At 52.9% G+C, this 20,454-nt stretch carries 23 protein-coding genes; 4 read left to right on the plus strand and 19 right to left on the minus strand.

Annotated elements, in window-relative coordinates:
* Positions 1-163: 163 nt before the first annotated feature.
* The 5 genes from msrA to thyA form a co-directional block, all read right to left on the minus strand.
* A complete protein-coding gene (gene msrA, locus RSA72_RS05870; protein ID WP_332632871.1) occupies positions 164-688 on the minus strand; it encodes a peptide-methionine (S)-S-oxide reductase MsrA in 525 nt (174 codons plus the stop codon).
* A gap of 326 nt (positions 689-1,014) precedes the next feature.
* Complete coding sequence (locus tag RSA72_RS05875) at positions 1,015-1,473, minus strand: META domain-containing protein (RefSeq protein WP_332621821.1); 459 nt, start codon at positions 1,471-1,473, stop codon at positions 1,015-1,017.
* 106 nt (positions 1,474-1,579) lie between these two features.
* Positions 1,580-2,629 (minus strand): Lnb N-terminal periplasmic domain-containing protein, encoded by a 1,050-nt coding sequence (locus tag RSA72_RS05880; protein WP_332621822.1) that lies wholly within the window; start codon positions 2,627-2,629, stop codon positions 1,580-1,582.
* A gap of 29 nt (positions 2,630-2,658) precedes the next feature.
* A complete protein-coding gene (locus RSA72_RS05885) occupies positions 2,659-3,171 on the minus strand; it encodes a dihydrofolate reductase (protein ID WP_332621823.1) in 513 nt (170 codons plus the stop codon).
* A gap of 111 nt (positions 3,172-3,282) precedes the next feature.
* Positions 3,283-4,125 (minus strand): thymidylate synthase, encoded by an 843-nt coding sequence (gene thyA / locus RSA72_RS05890; RefSeq protein WP_332621825.1) that lies wholly within the window; start codon positions 4,123-4,125, stop codon positions 3,283-3,285.
* Positions 4,126-4,470: 345 nt separating this feature from the next.
* Here thyA and RSA72_RS05895 point away from each other — a divergent pair, with 345 nt between their 5' ends.
* Entirely contained in the window at positions 4,471-4,983 is a 513-nt protein-coding gene (locus RSA72_RS05895) for a CHAP domain-containing protein (protein WP_332621827.1), read from the plus strand.
* 23 nt (positions 4,984-5,006) lie between these two features.
* Here RSA72_RS05895 and RSA72_RS05900 read toward each other — a convergent pair whose 3' ends face one another.
* From RSA72_RS05900 to lgt, 3 genes are all read right to left on the minus strand, one after another.
* Positions 5,007-5,378, minus strand: coding sequence for a hypothetical protein (locus tag RSA72_RS05900; RefSeq protein WP_332621829.1), 372 nt, complete (start codon positions 5,376-5,378; stop codon positions 5,007-5,009).
* The gene (locus tag RSA72_RS05905; protein WP_332621830.1) at positions 5,378-5,764 is read right to left on the minus strand and encodes a hypothetical protein; all 387 of its coding nucleotides are present in this window, start codon (positions 5,762-5,764) and stop codon (positions 5,378-5,380) included. Before RSA72_RS05905 ends, RSA72_RS05900 begins: the two co-directional genes overlap by 1 nt.
* 113 nt (positions 5,765-5,877) lie before the next feature.
* Positions 5,878-6,690: a prolipoprotein diacylglyceryl transferase gene (lgt, locus tag RSA72_RS05910; protein ID WP_332621831.1), complete on the minus strand. Its 813-nt coding sequence runs from the start codon at positions 6,688-6,690 to the stop codon at positions 5,878-5,880.
* Between the two features lie 93 nt (positions 6,691-6,783).
* Here lgt and RSA72_RS05915 point away from each other — a divergent pair, with 93 nt between their 5' ends.
* The gene (locus RSA72_RS05915; protein ID WP_332621854.1) at positions 6,784-7,566 is read left to right on the plus strand and encodes an NRDE family protein; all 783 of its coding nucleotides are present in this window, start codon (positions 6,784-6,786) and stop codon (positions 7,564-7,566) included.
* A 42-nt stretch (positions 7,567-7,608) separates the two neighbouring features.
* Here the strand turns inward: RSA72_RS05915 and RSA72_RS05920 are convergent, their stop codons facing one another.
* The 4 genes from RSA72_RS05920 to tatA form a co-directional block, all read right to left on the minus strand.
* Entirely contained in the window at positions 7,609-9,921 is a 2,313-nt protein-coding gene (locus RSA72_RS05920) for a PhoX family protein (protein WP_332621832.1), read from the minus strand.
* Between the two features lie 295 nt (positions 9,922-10,216).
* Entirely contained in the window at positions 10,217-11,005 is a 789-nt protein-coding gene (gene tatC / locus RSA72_RS05925) for a twin-arginine translocase subunit TatC (protein WP_332621834.1), read from the minus strand.
* Positions 11,002-11,433: a Sec-independent protein translocase protein TatB gene (gene tatB / locus RSA72_RS05930; protein WP_332621836.1), complete on the minus strand. Its 432-nt coding sequence runs from the start codon at positions 11,431-11,433 to the stop codon at positions 11,002-11,004. The genes tatC and tatB overlap by 4 nt, the downstream gene beginning before the upstream one ends.
* Before the next feature lie 12 nt (positions 11,434-11,445).
* Positions 11,446-11,664, minus strand: coding sequence for a Sec-independent protein translocase subunit TatA (gene tatA, locus RSA72_RS05935; protein ID WP_332621838.1), 219 nt, complete (start codon positions 11,662-11,664; stop codon positions 11,446-11,448).
* A 158-nt stretch (positions 11,665-11,822) separates the two neighbouring features.
* Here tatA and RSA72_RS05940 point away from each other — a divergent pair, with 158 nt between their 5' ends.
* Positions 11,823-12,698, plus strand: a complete 876-nt coding sequence (locus RSA72_RS05940) for a permease (RefSeq protein WP_332621840.1) — start codon at positions 11,823-11,825, stop codon at positions 12,696-12,698.
* A gap of 132 nt (positions 12,699-12,830) precedes the next feature.
* Here RSA72_RS05940 and rdgB read toward each other — a convergent pair whose 3' ends face one another.
* Positions 12,831-13,457, minus strand: a complete 627-nt coding sequence (gene rdgB / locus RSA72_RS05945; protein WP_332621841.1) for an RdgB/HAM1 family non-canonical purine NTP pyrophosphatase — start codon at positions 13,455-13,457, stop codon at positions 12,831-12,833.
* Between the two features lie 124 nt (positions 13,458-13,581).
* On the opposite strand from rdgB, the gene RSA72_RS05950 reads away from it, so the two are divergent.
* On the plus strand, positions 13,582-14,157 hold the full coding sequence (locus RSA72_RS05950) for a hypothetical protein (protein WP_332621842.1): 576 nt from the start codon (positions 13,582-13,584) through the stop codon (positions 14,155-14,157).
* Positions 14,158-14,209: 52 nt separating this feature from the next.
* Here the strand turns inward: RSA72_RS05950 and RSA72_RS05955 are convergent, their stop codons facing one another.
* The 6 genes from RSA72_RS05955 to RSA72_RS05980 all read right to left on the minus strand — a co-directional run bounded on the left by RSA72_RS05955 (position 14,210) and on the right by RSA72_RS05980 (position 20,403).
* The gene (locus tag RSA72_RS05955; RefSeq protein ID WP_332621843.1) at positions 14,210-14,800 is read right to left on the minus strand and encodes a tetratricopeptide repeat protein; all 591 of its coding nucleotides are present in this window, start codon (positions 14,798-14,800) and stop codon (positions 14,210-14,212) included.
* Positions 14,797-15,390 (minus strand): methionine biosynthesis protein MetW, encoded by a 594-nt coding sequence (gene metW / locus RSA72_RS05960; protein ID WP_068909482.1) that lies wholly within the window; start codon positions 15,388-15,390, stop codon positions 14,797-14,799. Before metW ends, RSA72_RS05955 begins: the two co-directional genes overlap by 4 nt.
* Entirely contained in the window at positions 15,390-16,550 is a 1,161-nt protein-coding gene (gene metX, locus RSA72_RS05965) for a homoserine O-succinyltransferase MetX (protein WP_332621845.1), read from the minus strand. The genes metW and metX overlap by 1 nt, the downstream gene beginning before the upstream one ends.
* Before the next feature lie 101 nt (positions 16,551-16,651).
* On the minus strand, positions 16,652-18,349 hold the full coding sequence (gene leuA / locus RSA72_RS05970; RefSeq protein WP_332621846.1) for a 2-isopropylmalate synthase: 1,698 nt from the start codon (positions 18,347-18,349) through the stop codon (positions 16,652-16,654).
* A 270-nt stretch (positions 18,350-18,619) separates the two neighbouring features.
* Positions 18,620-19,723, minus strand: coding sequence for an alpha-hydroxy acid oxidase (locus RSA72_RS05975; protein ID WP_332621848.1), 1,104 nt, complete (start codon positions 19,721-19,723; stop codon positions 18,620-18,622).
* Positions 19,720-20,403, minus strand: a complete 684-nt coding sequence (locus tag RSA72_RS05980) for a Fe2+-dependent dioxygenase (RefSeq protein ID WP_332621850.1) — start codon at positions 20,401-20,403, stop codon at positions 19,720-19,722. The genes RSA72_RS05975 and RSA72_RS05980 overlap by 4 nt, the downstream gene beginning before the upstream one ends.
* Positions 20,404-20,454 lie beyond the last annotated feature (51 nt).

Here is a 20,454-nt window from a genome sequence, read left to right on the forward strand (position 1 = left end):
GAAACAAAAGAACAAAACGAGCTCCAAAAATTCGATTTAAAAACGGTAAGACTCTGCCATGAATGGCCTAAAAGTTAAGGAGTTTCTTGCAAAACTCCTTAACTGATCAGCATTAGGCCTTTGCGCCGCTTTTTTTACGCCTGCAGAAAAGCGCGGGCTGCTTTCAGTCCGGCTTGAGCAAGTCCTGAAATTTGCTGCGCAGCTTCATCAGTTTCGGCGGAATGGCAAAGTTGCAGTAGCCTTGCGACGGGTTGCGCGCAAAAAAATTCTGATGGTAGTCTTCCGCAGGATAGAAAACCGGCGCAGGGCTGAGTTCTGTGACAATCTGCAGGCTATCGGCTTTCAGCGCGTCTATGGCGCGCTGCGCCTGCTGCTGCTGCTCTGCGCTGAAATAGTAGATGACTGAGCGGTACTGCGTCCCGGCATCATTGCCTTGGCGGTTTAAGGTGGTTGGGTCATGTGTGGCGAAGAAGACATCCAGCAGCTGGGCAAAGCTGATCTGCGTTTCATCAAAATCAATCCGGATGACTTCCGCATGCTGGGTCTCGCCCGTGCATATCTCTTCATAGCTGGGCTGCTGCGTGCGCCCGCCGGCATAGCCGCTGACGACTTGATTCACGCCTTTAAGCTGCAGAAAAACCGCTTCTGTGCACCAGAAGCAGCCGCCGCCAAATAAAGCCTGCTGCATAATTTTTTCCTGTTTGCTGTATTTATTTTAATATAGGGGCAAATTGTGAAGCTGCAATGTCCTGTTTGCGTGAAGCAAAGAAAAAGCCTGCAAATCTGCTAATGCTGATCAGTTAAGCATAACTTCATTGTTACAAATTGATAAATCTCCCCTAACCCCTCTTTGAAAAAGAGGGGATGAACAGCATTGCTGTGCAAGGAATTCAATACCGTATTGAATTTCGAAACGCTCCCTCCTTTGAAAAAGGTGAGCAGCACTGCTGCGTAAGGGGAGGATTAAAAATGCTTAACTGACTGGCATTATTGCAAATCTGCAGGCTTTGAGCTTCAGCGCGGCTGTACCGCGCTTTCAAATTGAATCAGCAGGTTGCCGTGGCGGTCCAGCAGCTTCAGGGTTTTGCCGAAGACCTGATAATGCGTCACCTTAGCTAAGGCTTCATTGTATTGCTGATCAATGCCGCTGTTGTTCAGGCAGGCCATGCGGGTGCTGGCCAGCTGGCTGAGCTGCAGCGTGTCATTGCCTGCGGCATAGGCGCCCATAATGCGGTTGCAGCCGTCTGATCCCGATACGTGCTTGCTGGCTGCGTCAAACTGAATGCTTGGAAGGCTGCGCGCCGCCGGCGGGGCTTTAATTTCAGTATTGCCGATTTGCGTGGCAATCCATGCGCGGTTCTGCAGCTGCTGCAGGTTTTCAGTCATTTGCTGCGAGGGGGCCTGCATGCTTGCGCAGCCGGTAAATACAGCAGCCGAAGCCAGCGCGGCGGCTAAAAAAAGCGGTTTCAGCATTGTTGGATTCTCTTGTTCTTGAATAGACTTAGTCTTATATAAACAAATATTTAACTTCAGCTCCACTCGGAATTGTATCTTTGTTTTAAAAACTGCAGATCGGCGCCTATTCAGCCGGCCGCGGCAGGCCCTGACGCGCGCGCTGCGAGTATTCTGCGCTGCTGATGCGCGCCATGCCGCGGACTTTGGGATTGACATGCGCGCGCTGATACCAGGTCTGCATATCCCATTGCCCGCTGATGGCATTCAGGTCATGCAGGTAATTCGGCAGGTAGCCGGAAGCGAACAGGCGGTAATCCGCCGGCAGCGGCTGCGGAGAAACCGCCTGCGCCATATCAAAAACCAGCGTTGTGCAGTTGCTGCTGAGGGTATTGTACCATTTGGGATGCCGGGCCAATTCATCGGCTTTGCGCAGGTATTCCTGAAACAGCTGGATGCGCTCGCTTTTCGGCATATTGACCGGGAAGAAATAGACCTGTTCGCCACGGATATTGCTGCGGGTATAGACAATATCTTTTTCATCCGAAGCCACAAGGCTGAGTTCATATTTGCGGAAAAAACCGCCCACCGCTGAAAACTCTTCATGCTTTTCCTTGCGGATTTCAATGGAAAAAGTCAGGGGCGGGGCGCCGGCAAAATCAAAGCTGACCAGGGTATGGGCAATCTGAGGCCCCATCCAGTAGGAGGTGATGATATTCACCCCGGTGATTTGATTCAGGTCGTAATGTCGCGTTTCCCAGCGTTCGGCATAGCTGCCGTCAGGGCGCCAGTCAAAGTTGCGGACATTGTGCAGGGTAACGGCATTGCCCTGCTGTTCATAGCGCAGGATTCTGGACACTTCAGGCGCCCATTCGCGGTCCTGCCGGGCCTCTAAGCCGAAATACCAGAACAGGCCGCAGATGAAGCCCAGCAGGTAAATCATGGCGTCTTTGCGCCGGCTGAAAAAATGCTGTGCGGCGTACATGCCTAAGATGCTCAGTGCGAAGGCGGCCCATGCGCCGATTAAAACCCGGCTGAACAGCCCGCCCAGCGGCTGCTGCACCCACAGCGCCATGCACAGCCAAACCGAGGACAAAATCACAAACAGGCTGAACAGGGAATGCAGCGCGCCGCTTCCCAGTTTTTTCATCCATTCCGCTGTGCCGAGCTTCTGCATAGCCGCCTAATGCTGCAAATTATTCTGCTTTATTTTCGGTAAGTTGCGAACTCAAAAGCAATGCCGGTTTTGTCGTCAATATGCTGCTCGGCCGCGGCTTTTTTAAAGCTGTCCGGAATGGCCGGATAATGCGCATCGCCCTGCACATCCAGCTCCACATGGGTCAGCTCCAGCCGGTCTGCAATATCCATGGTCTGGGCGAAAATCTCGCCGCCGCCGATAATGAAAATGCTTTCCGGCTTTTCAGAGGCCAGCACATCCGCCGCCGCCTGCGTCAGCGCTTCTTCAATGCTGTGCGCAACTTTGGCGCCGGCAAAAGCCCAGTCCGCATCGCGGGTAATCACCCAGTTGACGCGGTTGGGCAGGGCGCGGCCCATCGATTCCAGCGTCTTGCGCCCCATCACCACCACGCCGCCTTGGGTGATTGCCTTGAAGTGCTTGAGGTCTGCGGAGATATGCCACGGCAGGTCATTGCCTTTGCCGATGCAGCTGCGCTGATCCATAGCCACCACGTGTACAACTTCTAAATTTTGAAATGCCATATCGGACTCTGCTTGCTTTAAACCCTTCCCTTGATTTCAGCTGGCAAGCCCCGCCTGAAACAGCGGGGGCTTAGGGGGGATTTCTGATGGTTGAATAGGGTGAAGAACCGCTTATACCGCCACAGGCGCCTTAATGCCCGGATGCGGTTCATAGCCAATAATTTCAATATCTTCAAATTTAAAATCGAAAATATCCTGAATATCCGGGTTCAGGCGCAGCTGGCACAGCGCCATGGGTTCACGGCCCAGCTGCAGCTGCGCCTGCTCAAAGTGGTTGGCGTACAGATGCGTATCGCCGCCGGTCCAGACAAAGTCGCCAACCCCGAGGCCGCAGACTTGCGCAACCATATGGGTCAGCAGGGCATAGCTGGCGATGTTGAACGGCACGCCTAAGAAGACATCCGCGCTGCGCTGGTACAGCTGGCAGGACAGCTTGCCGTTCTGCACAAAAAACTGGAACAGGGTATGGCAAGGCGGCAGCGCCACTTGGCCGGCTTCCTTCGGGTTCCAGCCGGAAACAATCAGGCGCCGTGAATCCGGATTGGCCTTGATTTCATTCAGCAGCCATTGAATCTGGTCAAAGCCGTCCTGTTCATACAGGCCATCGGCTTTTTGGGTCGCGCCGAAGTTGCGCCACTGGTGGCCGTAGACCGGGCCAAGCTCGCCTTCAGGGCGGCCAAAGCGCGCGGTCTGCGCTGCAGTCGACCATTCATCCCAGATTGAAACTTTGTTGTCCTGCAGGTATTTAACGTTGGTGTCGCCTTTTAAAAACCACAGCAGCTCAATCACAATCGAGCGGAAGTGCACTTTTTTAGTGGTCAGCAAAGGGAAGCCTTTGGATAGGTCAAAGCGCATTTGATGACCGAATACAGAACGCGTTCCTGTGCCTGTGCGGTCGCCTTTATCGCCGCCGTTGTCGAGGATGTGTTGCAATAGGTCTAAGTACTGGCGCATAGCTTCCGCATAATCTGAATAATGTCTTGAAGCGCATTTTAGCTTCTTTTTTGCAGCGAGGGAACTCCGGAAAAATTCGCGCAGGCCTGGGCTGCATCCCGGAGCAATGGGGCAAATTTTAAAATGCGCAGGCTGTCTGGAGCCGGGCCGGGCATCCGGGAAAATTAAAAAAATCTGAATGAAAAAAATAACTGAAAAATAGCCAGTTAAGCCTGCTGCAGGGCGGAAGTATAAATTTTTTTACATTTTTTAATATGAAATCATGCTCATTCCAGCGTACCATCGCCTGCGTTTAAAGATAGGTAAAGCTCGATCAGGACTGATTGAAGAGGAGGTTGCTGCAGGATGGCTTATGATCAAAGCGCGGATATGAACAGTGTCTACGCCCCGAAAGCGGAAATCGTGATCCGTTCGCAGCAAGGCAGAAATCCCGGCAGGCAGCAGGGCAACCGCCCTGCCAAGCCGCAAAGCATATTTGGCGCGGACAATGGCCAAAGAATCAATATTGACAAGTTTGCCCAGCGCCTGCGCGGCGTTACCGCTTCTAGCAGTTCGCAAAAATGCGCCAAGAGCGTACGTTTAGCGCTGGAGTCCGCCGGCGCGAAATTCAACAGCCATCCGGTGGCTGCAGCCGACTGGGGGCATACGCTGCAGAAAATCGGCTATCAGAAAATCAATCTGGCCTTTGACCGTCCGCAAAAAGGCGACATCTATATCATCAACCGCACGCAGAAGCATGTGTATGGCCATATCGCGGCCTATTCCGGCTCAGGCTGGGTATCAGATTTCAAGCAGCGCGACTATGCGGTATATAAGGATCCGAATGTGCGCTATGAGTATTACCGCCTGGGCGACTAAGGCCTACTCAGCGCCGGGCAGCTTTATGCCAAGCGTTTGGCGTGGCATTCATAGAGCGAAACTAAAAACAGCCCAATGGCGCTGAAGCCGATGCACTGAGTGCTGAGTACGGCTTTATGGCCTTGCGGCAAATACAGGATCAGGCCAAGCAGCGCGGCAATCGGAAGAATAGAAAAAACAGCCTGAACGGTGCGCCTATAAGAATTTTCATCCGCAAGCTTTAAATCAACGTGGCGCAGCAGATGCACAGCCGCGCCAAGCGCTAGGCTTAAGCCTGCAAACAGCGCAGGCAGCTGCTGAATGCCGGCGCAGTAATAAATCACCGCGCAGACCGCAATGCAGATGATGAGCCGGATTTCACGCGTGCAGCGCGCCGAATACCAAAACGTCAGCATCAGGGCTGCGCTTCCGGCGGCTGATTGCGGTTCAGCAGCGACAGCGGTGAAAAAAGGCAGATCGCCAGCGCCATAAAACCGATGCCCTGCGCGCCCGGAAGCAGAATCTCTCCCTCCTTCATCTGCATGAAAATCAGCGCCAGCAGCAAGGCAATCGGAATCCAGGTCAGCAGGCGGTACAGCAGGCCGGCGGGCTTTTTAGCTGCAAAATGCACCTTGCAGTAGCGGCAGATCAGAAACACCAGCCCGGCGCCTGCAAACATTAAAATTGCATCGGGTTTTAAAGGCTCAATCCAGTACAGCGCCGCGGTGGCTGCCGCAATCAGGGCAAAAAGCAGGATTTTTTTCAGGACTGGAACTTGAGGGTTAAACCAGAATTCGAGCATGCGGACAGGCGTCAATAATCATAAAGCTGAAACTTTAGCACAGAACGTGCGGAAAAATCACAGCCGGAAAAAAGCGGGGCTGCTGCCCCGCTGAAGATGCGCGCTGATGCTGCTCAGCTGTTTTTGAGCGGGCCCCAGTCGTAGGTTTTCTTCTGGTAGGCATACCACATCATCCACAGGCCAATCAGAATCATCGGCACAGTCAGGAATTGACCTTTGCTCATCCAGCCGATGAACAGCACGCCGTTGTCCGGCTCGCGGAAAAACTCCGCGATAAAGCGGGCAATGCCGTAGCCGATCAGGAACAGCGCAGACACGGCAAAGCGCGGGCGCGGCTTGGAACTGAACCACCACAGAATCAGGAATAAAATCAGGCCTTCGCACAGCGCCTGATAAATCTGCGACGGATGGCGCACCAGCTGCAGCGGGTCGGCCGGGAAGATCATGCCGAAGGCAAAGTTCGGGTCTGCCACCGGGCGGCCATACAGTTCGCCGCCGATGAAGTTGCCGATGCGTCCGAACATCAGGCCGGTCGGCACGCAGGGCGCAATGAAGTCCAGTGTCTGGAACCAGGTCATTTGATACTTTTTGCACCACAGCAGCATGGCGATCATCACGCCGAGAAAGCCGCCGTGGAAACTCATGCCGCCGGTCCAGACCTGGAACAGCCACAGCGGATTCGCCAAAAACTGCTCAAAGCCGTAAAAGAATACATAGCCGAAGCGCCCGCCGACCACAACGCCCAAAGCGCCGTAGAAGATCAGGTCGGAAACCATTTCCGGCGTCCAGCCGTCACGCTGCTTGGCGCGGTGAGTGGCCAGCCCCCAGGCGAATAAAAATGCCAGCAGATACATCAGCCCGTACCAGTGAACTTGCAGCGGGCCCAGCGAAAGCGCAACAGGGTCTATATTCGGATAGGTCAGCATCGCTGCTCCTTGTCATTATGTTTTGCACAGATTTTAGCTGAATGTGATGAAAAATGTTGTACATTCAATGTGTAAAGATATTGAGTGGCGTTTATGTGCATTGTGGCTTTTGCTTGGCAGGTTCTGGAAGGCACCCCGCTGTGCCTGATTTCCAACCGCGATGAATTTTACCAGCGGCCCGCAGCCGCGCTGCAGCGCTGGGAGAACAGCCCGATTGCGGCCGGGCGCGATCTGCAGTCCGGCGGGTCATGGATGGGCGTGACGCCGGCGGGGCGCTGGGCGATTGTCACCAATTTCCGCGACGCTCAGGACAGGCGGAGCTATCCGACCTCGCGCGGGCATCTGATTCAGCACTTTTTAGAGTCAGACTTGGCGCCGATCCGCTTTGCCCAGGCTTTAGAGCAGCAGCAGCGCGAATATGCCGGCTTCAACCTGTTTATCGGCGATCAGCATCAGGCGGTGTATATGAGCAACCGCGGCGAAGAGCCGCAGGTGTTGGCCAAGGGCGTTTATGTGGCGTCCAACGGCCTGATGACGGAGCATTGGGAGAAAACCCGGCATTTGCGCAAGCGCTTTACCCAGGAACTGCTGCCGATGCTGCAGCATGCGGATACGCCGCCGGCGGATTTGGAATTTGCGGTGTGGGATATTCTGGAGGATGAGCGCAAGATTATTCCGCAGCTGCTGCCGTTTACCGGCATCAGCGCTGAGATGGAAGAGCTGCTGTCTTCGACCTTTATTCAAAGCCCTGCTTACGGCACGCGCTGCTCGAATTTTTTAAGAATGCAGGACAGGCAATGGCTGTGGCAGGAAAAGCAGCAGCAGGGCGCGGCGCAGGGCCAAGTCATTGCGCTGCAGCTGCCGCTTCAGCCATAAAAAATGCCAGCATGATGCTGGCATTTTTTATGAAGTCAGGGTTTATGCGCCTGCAATCACACCGCCGTCTTTGCGGGTAATCACAACTGTTGCAGAGCGCGGGCGGGCCATTTTATTGCCCGGGTCTGTCTGTGTGGCAGGCCAGTGGCTAGTTGGCGCATCGTAAGATTCTGAATCTTCACCCGGATGCTGCACATTGATAAAGATTGCTTTGTAATCCGGTGTCATGGTCACGCCGGTAATTTCACATTCTTTAGGCCCGGTGAGGAAGCGGCGCAGGTTTTCATCATTGACTTGCGCGCCTGCAAAGGTATCGATATTCGACGAAGTCTTGACTTGGCCGCCGTCACCGACTTGGCCAGGCAATGCTGCCAGCATCATGCAGTTGGTGGTGTCCGTATACGCGCCGTCATCGGTCTGAATCCACAGTACGCCGCGCGGGTCAAACCACATGCCGTCCGGAGAGGACAGGTCATTGCTGTCATTCAGGCCTGACAGGTTAATGTTTTCAGCCATGCTGGCTTCAGCGCCAAACAGGTAAATATCCCAAGCGAAGCTTTCAGCCGTTGTTGTATCGCCGGTTTCACGGAAGCGGATAATATGGCCGTTGACATTGCCTTTTCCGCCTTCAGGGTCGGAATAATTGCGCGGATTGGCTGCATCAAGCGCATGCGCTGTTCCGCGGTTTGAGTTGTTGGTTAAGGTTACATAGACTTCGCCGTTTTCCGGATTGACTGCAACCCATTCCGGGCGGTCCATTCGGGTTGCGCCGACTTCATCCGCAGCCAGGCGGGCAAAGGTGACGATATCTGCCTGCGATTCGAACGGATAGGCGGTGCTGCCTTCATCTAAGCCATTTTTGCCGTATGCAAGCTCGATCCATTGGCCTGTGCCGTCATTGTTGAATTCGGCGGCATACAGCTTGCCGGAGTTCATGTATTTATCGCCGGCTCTGTAGCCGCCGTTAACGTCTTTGGCATCCCACTTCTGGTCGGATACAAATTTATAGATATATTCGCCGCGTGAGTCATCGCCCATATAGAAAGCGAGGTTGTCATCTGCGCGCAGGCGGCTGGCGCGGCAGTCCTCATGCGCGAAGCGGCCTAAAGCGGTGCGCTTCACCGGGTTTGAGCGGCTGTCAAAAGGATCAATTTCTACAATCCAGCCAAAGGTATTCGGACCATTGCGGTAGTCCTGATCAGCCTCAGCAGCAGCGACGTCTGCAGTCCAGCGGTCGTACATGTCCTGAGCATAAAAGCTGCCCTGAGCTGTTTCCCAGGCATAGCGGGAATTTTTATCCAGATAGGCAATACGGTCCTGATCGTCCAGATTAGGTATTTTTTTCCCTTGCTGATCCAGAACGTAAATAATCTCGCCCTTCGCATTCTTTTTAGGCGAGCCATCAGCATTTTTCTCATAGAGATAATCAATGCTTAAGCTTAAGCCATAGCGTTTTAGTGCTTTTTTCTCTTCAGGCGTGCGTTCGTATTCATCGCTGCCTGAGCGCTGGAAGTAGCCGATGAAGTTTTCTTCCGTAGTTAAGTAGGTTCCCCATGGCGTATAGCCGTTGCCGCAGTTGTTGTGCGTGCCGCGCGTCTGGCGTCCAGCAGGAGAGAAGCGGGTGCACAGCAGGGGATTGCCCGCTGCCGGGCCGGAAAATTCCATGACTGTTGATGCGGTGATGCGGCGGTTGAACAGCGAGTTTTTGACAATTTCAACTTTCTGCGTCGCTTTGTCTTTTTTCAGTTCGATGACTGAAACACCGTGAGCATTGACTTCACGGATGACTTCATCTTCTGGGCGGCGGCCATCAACCTTGGTCGGCCCTTTAGGGTGCAGGAAGGTTGGATTGATGTATTCATGGTTCATAACCAGCAGGCCGCGTTCAGATGCATTGGCATCATAATTCAGCGTGGAGCTGTTTAAGCCGAAATAGCTCATGCCGTCATGGCAGTCGCCTGAACGGTACATGAAGCTTGGGCCTGAAGGCACGGCATTGTCATCCCATGCTGCATATGCAGGATTAATCGAATCTCCCATGGCATAAAGGATGCTGGCCTGATAGCCTTCTGGGACAGTTACGATGTCATTTAAATTTTTAGAAACCGGCTTGAAAGTCAGTTTTTTCGGTTTTACCGCAGGATCTGCAGGCGGTGTTGTGGACGCATTATCGTCACCATCGCTGCCGCAGCCTGTTAAGGACGAAGCCAGCGCCAGAGCAACTGCTCCGCTGGCTGTTTTTGTGATCAAGCTGCGGCGGGAGATGCGCTGCTCAAGAACGTCACGGAAATGTTCATTATCTGAGGAGTTGTTATCAAGTTCCTGATCTTCATGATATGGCGACAGCTCGGTCATCGAAGTAATTCCTAAGTAGAGTCAGTTGAAAAGACATGTTTTTATAAAGTCCTGTCTAACTTAAGCGGGGAGTGTGACGGCCGCTTGACTGCGGGATGACAGTCTGGTGAAAAAAATAAGTCAGAATGATGAAAAACAGGCCTCAAGCCTGAATTTCACTTTTTATACGCAGCTCATGGATGGCTGGTGCCATCCTGTTTTTGCGCTTGGGGATTTCAGAAGGCGGATTTTTTTGAGGAGATTTTGCAAGGGTTTGAGTTATTCATAAAAAAAGCAGGCCGGAGCCTGCTTGAATTTAACCGCTTTCAGCGTTTCTTCTTTTTTCCAGCAGCTTGCCGGCCAGCAGCCCCAGTTCAAACAGCATCCACATGGGAACAGCCAGCATGATCATGGACAGCGCATCGGGCGGGGTGACAAACATGGCGACAAAAAAGCAGCCGACCACAATGAAGCGGCGCTTTTCAACCAGCTGCTGCGTTGTGACCACGCCAATTAAAATCAGCAGCAGGGTAATAATTGGAATTTCAAAAGTAATGCCGAATACCAAAAACAGCTTCAGGCAGAAGGCTAAATAGCTGTTGATGTCAGTCATCGGCGCGACCGTTTCAGGCGAAACGCTGATGAAAAAGTGCAGAATGGACGGCAGCGCAATGTAATAGGCAAAAGAAATGCCCAGGTAGAACAGGCCGATGCTGCCGATCAGCATCGGCAGGGCCAGCGCTTTTTCTTTGGCGTACAGCGCAGGCTTTACATAGGCCCACAGCTGATAAATGATGTAAGGCATGGCCAGCATCAGGGCAATAAAGAAGTTCAGCTTAAAGGGCGCCATGAAGGTTGCAGTCACATCTGTGGCAATCATAGTTGATGTAGCCGGCAGCTGGGCGCGCAGCGGTTCAGACAGCATTTGATAAGTGCGGTTGGCAAAAGGCAGCAGGCAGAAAAACAGGCCAATCAGCAGGCCGACAATTTTAAAAAGATGCTTGCGCAGAACCACCAGGTGCTTGGTGATCGGCATTTCCTGCAGCATTTCCTGTTCGCGGCTGTCCAGAGTGTTCGGCAGCTGCGGCTGTGAAGTTTGCGTCATACCGCCACCTTATAGTTATTCAGCTGCGGCATGGCTGCATCACAGGCCGGCTGCTTTGAAATGGCAAGCAAAGGCGCCTGAGGCCGCTCTGCAGGGGTATACAGCAAGGGAGTATTTTTATTGTCCGGATGCGCAGGCTCCGGCTTATTTTCAGCTGCAAAGATTTTCTGCTGCTGCATTTCATGCATTTGAGCCTGCATTTTTTCTTCAAGCTCCTGTATGCGCTTCATTTCATTTTGCATTTGCTCACGCAGTTCAGACAGGCGCAACTCGCGGTCTATATCATTTTGCACATTGCTGATGGTTCTCTTGACTTTTGCATACCATTTGCCGGCAAAGCGCGCGGCTTCAGGCAATTTCTCCGGCCCAAGCACCAGCAATGCAATAATGCCGAAAACCAAAAGTTCAGTCATGCCTATATTGAGCATAATGTGGAACCTTTAGGAGTTTTTAACGGAACTGCTGTTTGTTGTGGACTGATGCTCAAGCGTGCGCGGCTCTTTCAGGGCTGCAGCTGCTTCATCATCTTTAATGGATTTTTTAAAGTCTTTGACTGCGCCGCCGACATCTTTGCCCAGATTTTTCAGCTTTGATGTGCCGAACAGCAGAATGACGACAATTGCAAAAATCAGCACATGCCAAATTGATAGTCCTGCCATGATTTTTTCCTCTTTTCATTTTCAGACGATTTCAACAGCTGCGCATGACAGGGATGTGACACCCAGATTGCAGTTTAAAGACACGCATGTTTTCAGCGCGTTCAGGCGCTGATTGGTGATAGCATGGGCCGGATTACTAGATCTGCAGGAATATGACAGTGGCTTTGCTTCTTCCGGCTTTTGGCTTTTTATGCGGGCTTGGGCTGGCCTCAATTGCATCAGCTTCGCCATTGAAAGCGCTTCTTGCCAGCGTGCTGGCGCGCGGCTTTATTCCGGTTGTCATTATTTACAACATGGTGTTCTATCAGGCCGGCAGCCTCAGCCTGATGCTGTTCAGCTTTGCGTCCGCTGTGCTGCTGTTCTATTTTTTCCAGTTGATTTTTAAAGATAAATTGCGCGCTTTATGCGTCAGCTACGTCAATCTGGCATGGCTGGGCTTTCCCTTCGCCTTGGCGCTGTTTGGCCCGGAAGTCAGCGCGCCGATGGTCGCGCTGTATGTCGGCGGTTCAATTTTCGGCAATATATGGGCGGTCACTGCCGTCAGCCCGGATGCGCAGCCTTGGGCATCGGCTGCGAAAAAAGCGGCTTTGTCGCCGCCGGTTCTTGCGCTGCTGCTGGCAGGAATTTTCCGGCTGCTGGGCCTGCAGCATCTGCAGGAGCATCACTGGATTGATCTGATTTATCAGTGCGCCAAAATAGGCATGAGCTTTAGCGGCATGTGCGTGCTGGGCATGTGGATGCGCCGCACCCGCGTGCATTGGCAGGATATTCTGCGCAGCAGCCGGATATTTGCGCTGAAGCTGCTCTGCGGCGCGGTGATCTGCAGCCTGGCCTATGCATTTGCGCCGATTGCCAATATTGAACGCTATATCGGCGTGATGCTGCTGCTGTTCTGCCTGCCGCCGGCGGCCAATATTGTGGCCTTGGAAACGCATTATCAGGGCACGGGCGCATCGGCCCAGTACATCGCCTCCGGCACAATCGTCAGCTGCGCGCTGGTGGGCTTATACGGGCTGGCGCTGCATTTGATTTGATGCTTTGGCCTTGTGAATGCATATGATGCAGTGCTGTCCAATGCATCACAAAAGCGCTGGAGAAGGGAAATCATATTTCCCCTGATTCTGGCTTTCTCCTCAAGGGAAAAGGCGCTCAGCGCCATGCAGTGGCTACTTCGCCAAACTCGCCTTAAACAGGCGCATGGCCTGGCCGCGGTGGCTGATTTTGTTTTTATCTTCCTTAGACAGTTCTGCGCTGGACACATTCAGTTCTGGCAGCCAGAACAGCGGGTCGTAGCCAAAGCCATTTCCGCCGCGGGCAGCTTCCAGAATTTCGCCTGTCCAGATGCCTTGGAAAATCTGCGGCAGCGGGTCATCCGCATGCTGCACCAAAGCCAGCACGCAGACGAACATGCCTTCAACCGCTTCGCCGTCTTTGCGCAGCGGTTTCAATTGCTGCAGCAGGGTTTCATTATTGGCTGCGTCATTGCCGTGCTCGCCGGCAAAGCGCGCGGAGTAAATGCCCGGCGCGCCGCCTAAGGCTGGAACGCAAATGCCGGAATCATCGGCAATGGCCGGCTTGCCGGAAATTTTAGACGCATGGCGGGCTTTAATGATGGCGTTTTCGACAAAGCTCAGGCCGTCTTCAACCGCATCTGCAATATTCAGCTGGCCTTGCGGAATCACGTTTACAGGAAGATTCAGCTCTGCAAACATTTTTTCAAATTCAGCAATTTTGCCTTTGTTGTTGCTGGCAAGAACTAAAGTGCCTTGAGATAACCAGTCTGTTGAAGCCATAATGCTGCTCTTAATCTAAGGGGGAAATCGGCGTATTCTAGCCGATTTAGAGGCAAGTTAGGCTGGATAAGTTATGCTGCAATGGCATGGCGGAGCCTTATTTAGAGCTGCGGGGCTGCTGCGTATGGCTGTGAAAATAGAACAAGACGCTGATTATCAATATTTTATTGTTTCGACATTTAACCGGAAGATTGATGACGACTATCAAGAGCTAGCAGATTTCTTAGCGCAGCATTTTTCAGAACACTTTAATTTCGGCTTTTTTCTATGTAATGAGAGCTGGCAGCAGGAATCCCGCCTGGTTCATTATTTTAAATTGTCTAAACAGCAGCAATATCAGTCATCATTTTCTGAGCAGCAAATTGCGCAGCATGAAACTTTAATCCGGCATCCGCTGCAAAGCCATTTAATACGCTACTGCAGCCATTTTATGATGAAGCATATGCAGATCAATGCGGCATTAGCGCTGAATGCGAATCAAAGCTGCGGCCGAAGCTTCTTATATTTGCAAAGGAAAAACTGTGCTGAAAATAAATTTGCAGAGGGCAGAGCGCTGTTTGAGCTTAGCGGGGCCATTCAGGATTCAATTGATTGGAACAGTCTGGAGAATGCGCTGAAAACCCGGCAGATTTTTCCGCTGCAGAAATGGCAGGGCTGCGGTGAGCTTTCAATCAGGCTGAGCAATGCCGTTGAAATTTAAAATTTGGCAGTAAAAAAAGCGCCTTGCGGCGCTTTTTTAATTTTGCTCAGATTTACTGCGCCTGAATCCACTGGTCAGCGCGGTCACGCGCCTGGCGGATCTGGTCTTGCGTCAGGTTGGCGGCTAAAGCGGTTTTCTTGCCTTCAGACAGGGTAATCACTTTGTTGTCGAGCATGCCGTCACGGGTTGACAGCTCATACCACTGGTATGCGCCGACATAGTTTTTCTTCTGCTCTTCCATCATTGCCAGGTTAAAGCTGGCGCGGTTGTCGCCGCGGCTGGCCGCTTTCTCAAAATACTGGCGCGCCAGCACGACATCTTTTTTGGTGCCGATGCCGTCAGCCAGCATGCGGCCGACGTTCAGCTGCGCCGCGGAAAGTCCCTGGTCGGCAGCAGCTTTAAACCATGCAAAAGCCTGGCGATCATCCTGGGCGACATCTTTGCCGTACTGGTATTTGGTTCCCAGATAGAACTGCGCGCCGGCCTGGCCCGCCTTAGCTGCCTTGGCCAAGCTGTTGATATCCATGACGGAATACTGCGCCGCCTGGCTGGAAACAGAAGGCGTCGGAGCAACATAGTCTGCATGGGCCTGAATGCTGAAAAGCCCGGCAAGCAGCGTCGTGCTTAATAATAGTTTTTTCATAGAGCGCTCACTCGATAAATTGCGACTTCACCAAACAGATTCGGGATATGTTTACTGAGTAAACTGCCTTGCTGATCCCCATTCACGGCAAGCCGGTTAATGATGCGGATGCTGTTCTCTGCGCATAGCGCTTCGAAGTCGCGGAAAGTACATAAATGAATATTCGGGGTGTTATACCACATATACGGCAAAGCTTCTGAAACAGGCATCATTCCCTTCAAGGCTAGGAAAGAGCGGGTCTTCCAATGCGCAAAGTTCGGAAATGTAATAATCGCCTGCTTGCCTACGCGCACCATGTCGCGCAATAGGGCGTCGGGAGCGTCTACCGCCTGCAGCGCTTGCGCCATCACCACATAGTCAAAAGACTGGTCGGCGAAACGGCTTAAACCCAAATTCAAGTCCTGCTGAATAATATTTAACCCGCGGCTGACCGCAATTGCAATCTTTTCCTGATCAATTTCTAAGCCGTAGGCGCGGATGTTGTGTTTTTTGCTCATATGCGCCAGCAGTTCGCCGTCGCCGCAGCCTAAATCCAGCACCTTGGAATCCGGCTTAATCCATGTTTCAGCAAGCTGATGATCGATACGCATTATACAGCCTCCGCAGATGTCGCTTTCAGGTGTTCTTCGCCGCCTAAAAATGCGCGCAAGGTTTTGACATATAAAGGAATAGGGAACAGGAATGAATCATGCCCCTGTTCCGCGTCAACGTCCAGATAGCTGACCGGCTTATGGCTGCTGATCAGGGCATCGACAATCTCCTGCGAGCGCTGCGGCGTGAAGCGCCAGTCGGTGGTAAATGAAACGACTAAGAACTGGCATTTTGTCTTTTCCATCGCTTTTTTCAATGACAGTCCGTACTCGCGCGACGGGTCAAAATAGTCCAAAGCTTTGGTCATAATCAAATAAGTGTTGGCGTCAAAGTTGCGGCTGAACTGCTCGCCCTGATAGCGCAGGTAGCTTTCGACCTGAAATTCCACATCAAAGCCGTACATGAACTTGCCGGATTTCAGGTCGCGGCCGAATTTCTGCTTCATGGCTTCTTCAGACAGGTAGGTGATGTGGCCGACCATGCGCGCCAGAATCAGCCCGCGCTTCGGATAGCTGTCATTTTCCAGATAGCGCCCATTGTGGAAGTCCGGATCGGACAGGATCGACTGGCGCGCTACTTCGTTGAAGGCGATATTTTGCGCAGAGAGTTTTGGCGCGCTGGCGATAATCACGCATTTCTGCAGGCGCTCAGGATAGTCCACCGACCACTGCAGGGCCTGCATGCCGCCCAAAGAGCCGCCGATTACCGCATACCACTGCGCAATGCCCATGCGGTCAGACAGCATGGCCTGGGTTTTGACCCAGTCGCGCACGGTGACCAGCGGGAAGTCCGGGCCGTAGGGGCGGTTGTCATTTTCAGGGTTGGGCGATGTCGGGCCGGTGGAGCCGCTGCAGCCGCCGATATTGTTCAGGGAAACCACAAAGAATTTAGAGGTGTCAATGGCCTTGCCCGGGCCAATGCAGGCGTCCCACCAGCCGGGTTTCTTGTCATCCTGATGATGGTAGCCCGCCGCGTGATGATGCCCGGAGAGGGCATGGCAGATCAGGATGGCATTTGACTTATCGGCATTCAGCTCGCCGTAAGTTTCCACCATGAGTTCAAAGCGCGGAAGGATCCGGTCGCATTCGAGCGCTAGCGGCTCTTCAAAAGAAAACTTTTGCGGGGCGGTTAAGCCCACTGAATCAGCTGGAAAAGACACAGGAAATATTCGCCTTAACTCTTTGGGATCAATAAATAAAAGGATACCACTTGCGGGTATCCTTCTAAAGTCATTTTCATGCTATGAATTATTGCTAATTCTTATACTGCGGCTGCAATCACCTGCTCGGCGCTGAGCACGCCCTGTTCAATCAGGCGGTTGGCACTGGCGATAATCGCTTCAATTGAAGAGGTCACAATGTTGTCATGCACACCGGCGCCGAATGCGGACTTGCCTGTGCCTTTGACCTGCAGCTCAATCAGCGCCAGTGCCTTGGCATGCGCGCCTGAACTGATGCCGCGCTCTTCATAGTTCAAGACATCAATCGGCAGCTGCAGGGCATTCAGGATGGCGGAGATTGGGCCGTTGCCTTCGCCGCGCAAGCGCTGCGCTTCGCCGTTGACTTGAAGCTCCAGCTCAATGACCTGATTGCCGTTTTCATCGGACAGGCGGTAATTCTGCACTGAATAATGCGCATCTTTAGCGGCTACATAGGTTTCCTTGAACAGTTTCCAGATTTCCTGCGCGGAAATTTCAGTGCCTTGCTCATCGGTGCGCTGCTGCACCACTTGGGAAAACTCAATCTGCAGGCGGCGCGGCAGCACGACGTTGTAGTTGGATTCCAATAAATAGGTGATCCCGCCTTTGCCGGACTGCGAATTGACGCGGATTACGGCGTCATAGTCGCGGCCCAAGTCTTTCGGGTCAATCGGCAAGTACGGCATATCCCAGATTTCCTGGTTTTTCTGGAATTCAAAGCCTTTCTTGATTGCGTCCTGATGCGAGCCGGAGAATGCGGTGAACACCAGGTCGCCGGCATAAGGGTGGCGCGGGTGCACTGGCAAGCCTGTGCATTCTTCAACCGTGGCGATGATTTCGTTAATGTTGGAGAAGTCTAAATTTGGCGCAACGCCCTGAGTATACATATTCAAGGCAATGGCTGCCACATCCACGTTGCCGGTGCGTTCGCCGTTGCCGAAGACGCAGCCTTCCACGCGGTCAGCGCCGGCCATAATCGCCAATTCAGAAGCCGCGATGCCGCAGCCGCGGTCATTGTGGCAGTGCACGGAAATGATCACGCCGTCACGGCGCGCAATGTTGCGGTGCATCCATTCAATCTGGTCAGCGTACACATTCGGGCCGGAAACTTCGACTGTGGCAGGCAAGTTCAAAATGACTTTATTTTCAGGAGAGGCTTCCCAGATTTCAGTCACCGCGTCGCAGACGTCTTTCGCCACTTCCAGTTCGGTTGCGCTGAAGCATTCCGGACTGTACTGGAAGATCCATTCGGTTTCAGGGCATTTGGCTGCGTATTCTTTGACTTTTTCAGCCGCGTTGATCGCCAGCTGCTTTGCCCCGGCCACATCCACATTCAAAACTTTTTGACGGAAAGTCGGCGAGTTTGAGTTGTAGATATGCACGATGGCGCGCTTCGCGCCCTGCAAAGACTCAAAAGTGCGCTGAATCAAATGGTCGCGCGCCTGCACCAGAACTTCAATATAGACGTCATCCGGAATATGGTTTTCTTCAATCAGCTTGCGGGTGAAGTCAAAGTCAATCTGCGATGCGGAAGGGAAGCCGATTTCAATATGCTTGAAGCCGATTTTCACCAGCATCTGGAACATCTTGAATTTCTGCTCCATGTTCATCGGCTCAAAAATCGCCTGGTTGCCGTCACGAAGGTCGGTGCTCATCCAGATTGGCGCTTGGGTAATTTCGTTATTTGGCCACTGGCGGTCAGGTAAGTCGACGCGCTGGTACATGCGGCGGTATTTTTTGCTTGGATCAGCCAACATCATGAGGTAACTCCTTGTGCAGCGCAGCTTGCTCGGGGCTTGGATAAAGGCAAGGCCGCGCTGCGGATATAGATTGTGTCTATTGTATCAATTTACAAGCATCTATCCGGAGGCCTTAGTCTAAAGCATTAAAAACCTTGATGGATTTTCGATGCCTGGCTGTACCGCTGGTCTTGCAAATCTATAACTGAATCTTAATGCACTTATTCCGGAAATATTTTCCTATTTTTGCGCCGGCTTTTTACTTGGGGGAAATATTTTCCTGCAATTGGCCTATTTTTGAAAAATATATTCTTCTGTGATGTCATTCAGCGCAGCCGTTCCCATTAATGCCATGGTTATCTCAAATTCTTCCTTCAGGATTTTAAGCACATGCGCCACGCCTAAAGCGCCGGCGCAGGCCAGGCCGTAAATATACGGGCGGCCGATCAGAACTGCGGATGCGCCAAGGGCAATGGCTTTAAAGACGTCGGAGCCGCGCCGGACGCCGCCGTCATACAGCAGCGGGAAATCCGCCGGCACGGCTTTTTTAATCAGCTGCAGCGCGGTCAGCGAGGGAATGCCGGTGTCCAGAACCCGCCCGCCGTGATTGGAGACAATCAGGCCCTGCACGCCGTGCTGCATAGCCAGCCGGGCATCCAGCGGATGCAGCACGCCTTTCAGGATAATCGGCAGGGAAGTTTGCTGAGCAATCCAGGCGATATCGTCCCAAGTCGGCGCGATTTTCATCAGGCCGTTGAAGACCGGATGCTCGCCGGCTTTAAGCTCCGGCAGCGGAATATGCGCAGGGCTATGCGGGTGCTGCATGCCGGCAGGAAGCTGGAAAAATACCCGGCGTTCGCGGTCGCGGATGCCGGTATGAGGCGAATCCACCGTGATCACGATGGCTGTAAAATTCTGCTGTTCGGCCAGCTTCACTAAGGCTAAGGATTTTTCACGTCCGCCTTGCCAGTACAGCTGGAACCACTTGTAGGGATTTTCCCGCTTCAGCGCGCGCATGTCGGTATTGCTGAAGGTGCTTAAAATCATATTGCTGCCCAGCACTTCGGCGGCCAGCGCCGAAGCGGCTTCGGCTTCGGGATGGAACTGCTGCTGGTGGCCAATCGGCGCCAGAAAGATCGGATGCGGGAATTTCTGCCCGAAGATTTCACATTCAGTGCTGCCGCGCGTCAGGTCTTTCAGCATGCGCGGCAGCAGCTGAATCTGCGCAAACTGATCCAGATTGCTGCGCACGCTGATTTCATCCATGGCGCCGCCCTGCAGGTATTGCCAGACCATGTCGGACAGGTGCTGCTGGGCCTGCTGCTCATAATCGGCGATGGTTTGCAGATGAGGCGGGATCTGGGCCAGCGGCGGCAGCGGGAAACTTTGGCTCATAGTTCAGCCCACTGGCGCAGCAGGTTATGGTAATGGCTGGTTAAATTCACAGTTTCTTCGCAGTCGCCTAATTTCTGGCGCAAATTAATAATAGTCATATCCAAGTTAAACAGCATGGAGCGCTGCCAGTCATCTTTGACCATGCTCTGCATCCAGGTGAAGGCGGCGATGCGCGCGCCTTGCGTCACCGGCTCCACCCGGTGCAGGCTGGTGGCCGGATAGGCTACGGCATCGCCGGCATCCAGCTTGACTTCATGCGCGCCATAGGTGTCTTCAATGATCAGCTCGCCGCCGGCGTATTCATCCGGCTCTGACAGGAAAATAGTCATGGACACATCGGTTCTGACAGCTTTATTTTTTTCCGCCATATAGTGGATGGCGTTGTCGACATGATTGCCGTAGTGGCCGCTGTCCTGATAGCAGTTGAACATTGGCGCCAGGATTTCTTTCGGCAGCGCGAATGACTGCATCAGCGGGGCATGCTTAATCTGCTGGCATACAAACTGGCTGAGCTGCTGATACAGCTCACTGCCGGCATCAATCTGCAGGTTGTTTTTAATCTGCTGCGCCTGCCCGCCTGCGGTCGATTTCCCGGATATCCATTGATTGTCCTGCTGCATGGCCTCGCGGATGGACTGGACTTGCTGTTTGCTCAGGAGATTGGGAATATGCAGGATCATGGCTTAAATACTCGGCGGAAAAAAAAGCAGCGCGCTTTAACGCAAAGAAGG

This window comes from Acinetobacter sp., assembly GCF_036659555.1.
Taxonomy (GTDB): domain Bacteria; phylum Pseudomonadota; class Gammaproteobacteria; order Pseudomonadales; family Moraxellaceae; genus Acinetobacter.

Coding starts and splice junctions, on each gene's coding strand:
- RSA72_RS05905 (WP_332621830.1), bottom strand. CDS start 5,764: ATGCTCGAATTCTGGTTTAACCCTCAAGTTCCAGTCCTGAAAAAAATC.
- thyA (WP_332621825.1), bottom strand. CDS start 4,125: ATGCGCCAGTACTTAGACCTATTGCAACACATCCTCGACAACGGCGGC.
- leuA (WP_332621846.1), bottom strand. CDS start 18,349: ATGATGTTGGCTGATCCAAGCAAAAAATACCGCCGCATGTACCAGCGC.
- tatA (WP_332621838.1), bottom strand. CDS start 11,664: ATGGCAGGACTATCAATTTGGCATGTGCTGATTTTTGCAATTGTCGTC.
- RSA72_RS05900 (WP_332621829.1), bottom strand. CDS start 5,378: ATGCTGACGTTTTGGTATTCGGCGCGCTGCACGCGTGAAATCCGGCTC.
- RSA72_RS05975 (WP_332621848.1), bottom strand. CDS start 19,723: ATGAGCCAAAGTTTCCCGCTGCCGCCGCTGGCCCAGATCCCGCCTCAT.
- RSA72_RS05980 (WP_332621850.1), bottom strand. CDS start 20,403: ATGATCCTGCATATTCCCAATCTCCTGAGCAAACAGCAAGTCCAGTCC.
- RSA72_RS05920 (WP_332621832.1), bottom strand. CDS start 9,921: ATGACCGAGCTGTCGCCATATCATGAAGATCAGGAACTTGATAACAAC.
- RSA72_RS05880 (WP_332621822.1), bottom strand. CDS start 2,629: ATGCAGAAGCTCGGCACAGCGGAATGGATGAAAAAACTGGGAAGCGGC.
- RSA72_RS05875 (WP_332621821.1), bottom strand. CDS start 1,473: ATGCTGAAACCGCTTTTTTTAGCCGCCGCGCTGGCTTCGGCTGCTGTA.
- RSA72_RS05950 (WP_332621842.1), top strand. CDS start 13,582: ATGGCTGTGAAAATAGAACAAGACGCTGATTATCAATATTTTATTGTT.
- RSA72_RS05915 (WP_332621854.1), top strand. CDS start 6,784: ATGTGCATTGTGGCTTTTGCTTGGCAGGTTCTGGAAGGCACCCCGCTG.
- RSA72_RS05895 (WP_332621827.1), top strand. CDS start 4,471: ATGGCTTATGATCAAAGCGCGGATATGAACAGTGTCTACGCCCCGAAA.
- RSA72_RS05955 (WP_332621843.1), bottom strand. CDS start 14,800: ATGAAAAAACTATTATTAAGCACGACGCTGCTTGCCGGGCTTTTCAGC.
- metW (WP_068909482.1), bottom strand. CDS start 15,390: ATGCGTATCGATCATCAGCTTGCTGAAACATGGATTAAGCCGGATTCC.
- RSA72_RS05885 (WP_332621823.1), bottom strand. CDS start 3,171: ATGGCATTTCAAAATTTAGAAGTTGTACACGTGGTGGCTATGGATCAG.
- tatB (WP_332621836.1), bottom strand. CDS start 11,433: ATGCTCAATATAGGCATGACTGAACTTTTGGTTTTCGGCATTATTGCA.
- rdgB (WP_332621841.1), bottom strand. CDS start 13,457: ATGGCTTCAACAGACTGGTTATCTCAAGGCACTTTAGTTCTTGCCAGC.
- lgt (WP_332621831.1), bottom strand. CDS start 6,690: ATGCTGACCTATCCGAATATAGACCCTGTTGCGCTTTCGCTGGGCCCG.
- tatC (WP_332621834.1), bottom strand. CDS start 11,005: ATGACGCAAACTTCACAGCCGCAGCTGCCGAACACTCTGGACAGCCGC.
- msrA (WP_332632871.1), bottom strand. CDS start 688: ATGCAGCAGGCTTTATTTGGCGGCGGCTGCTTCTGGTGCACAGAAGCG.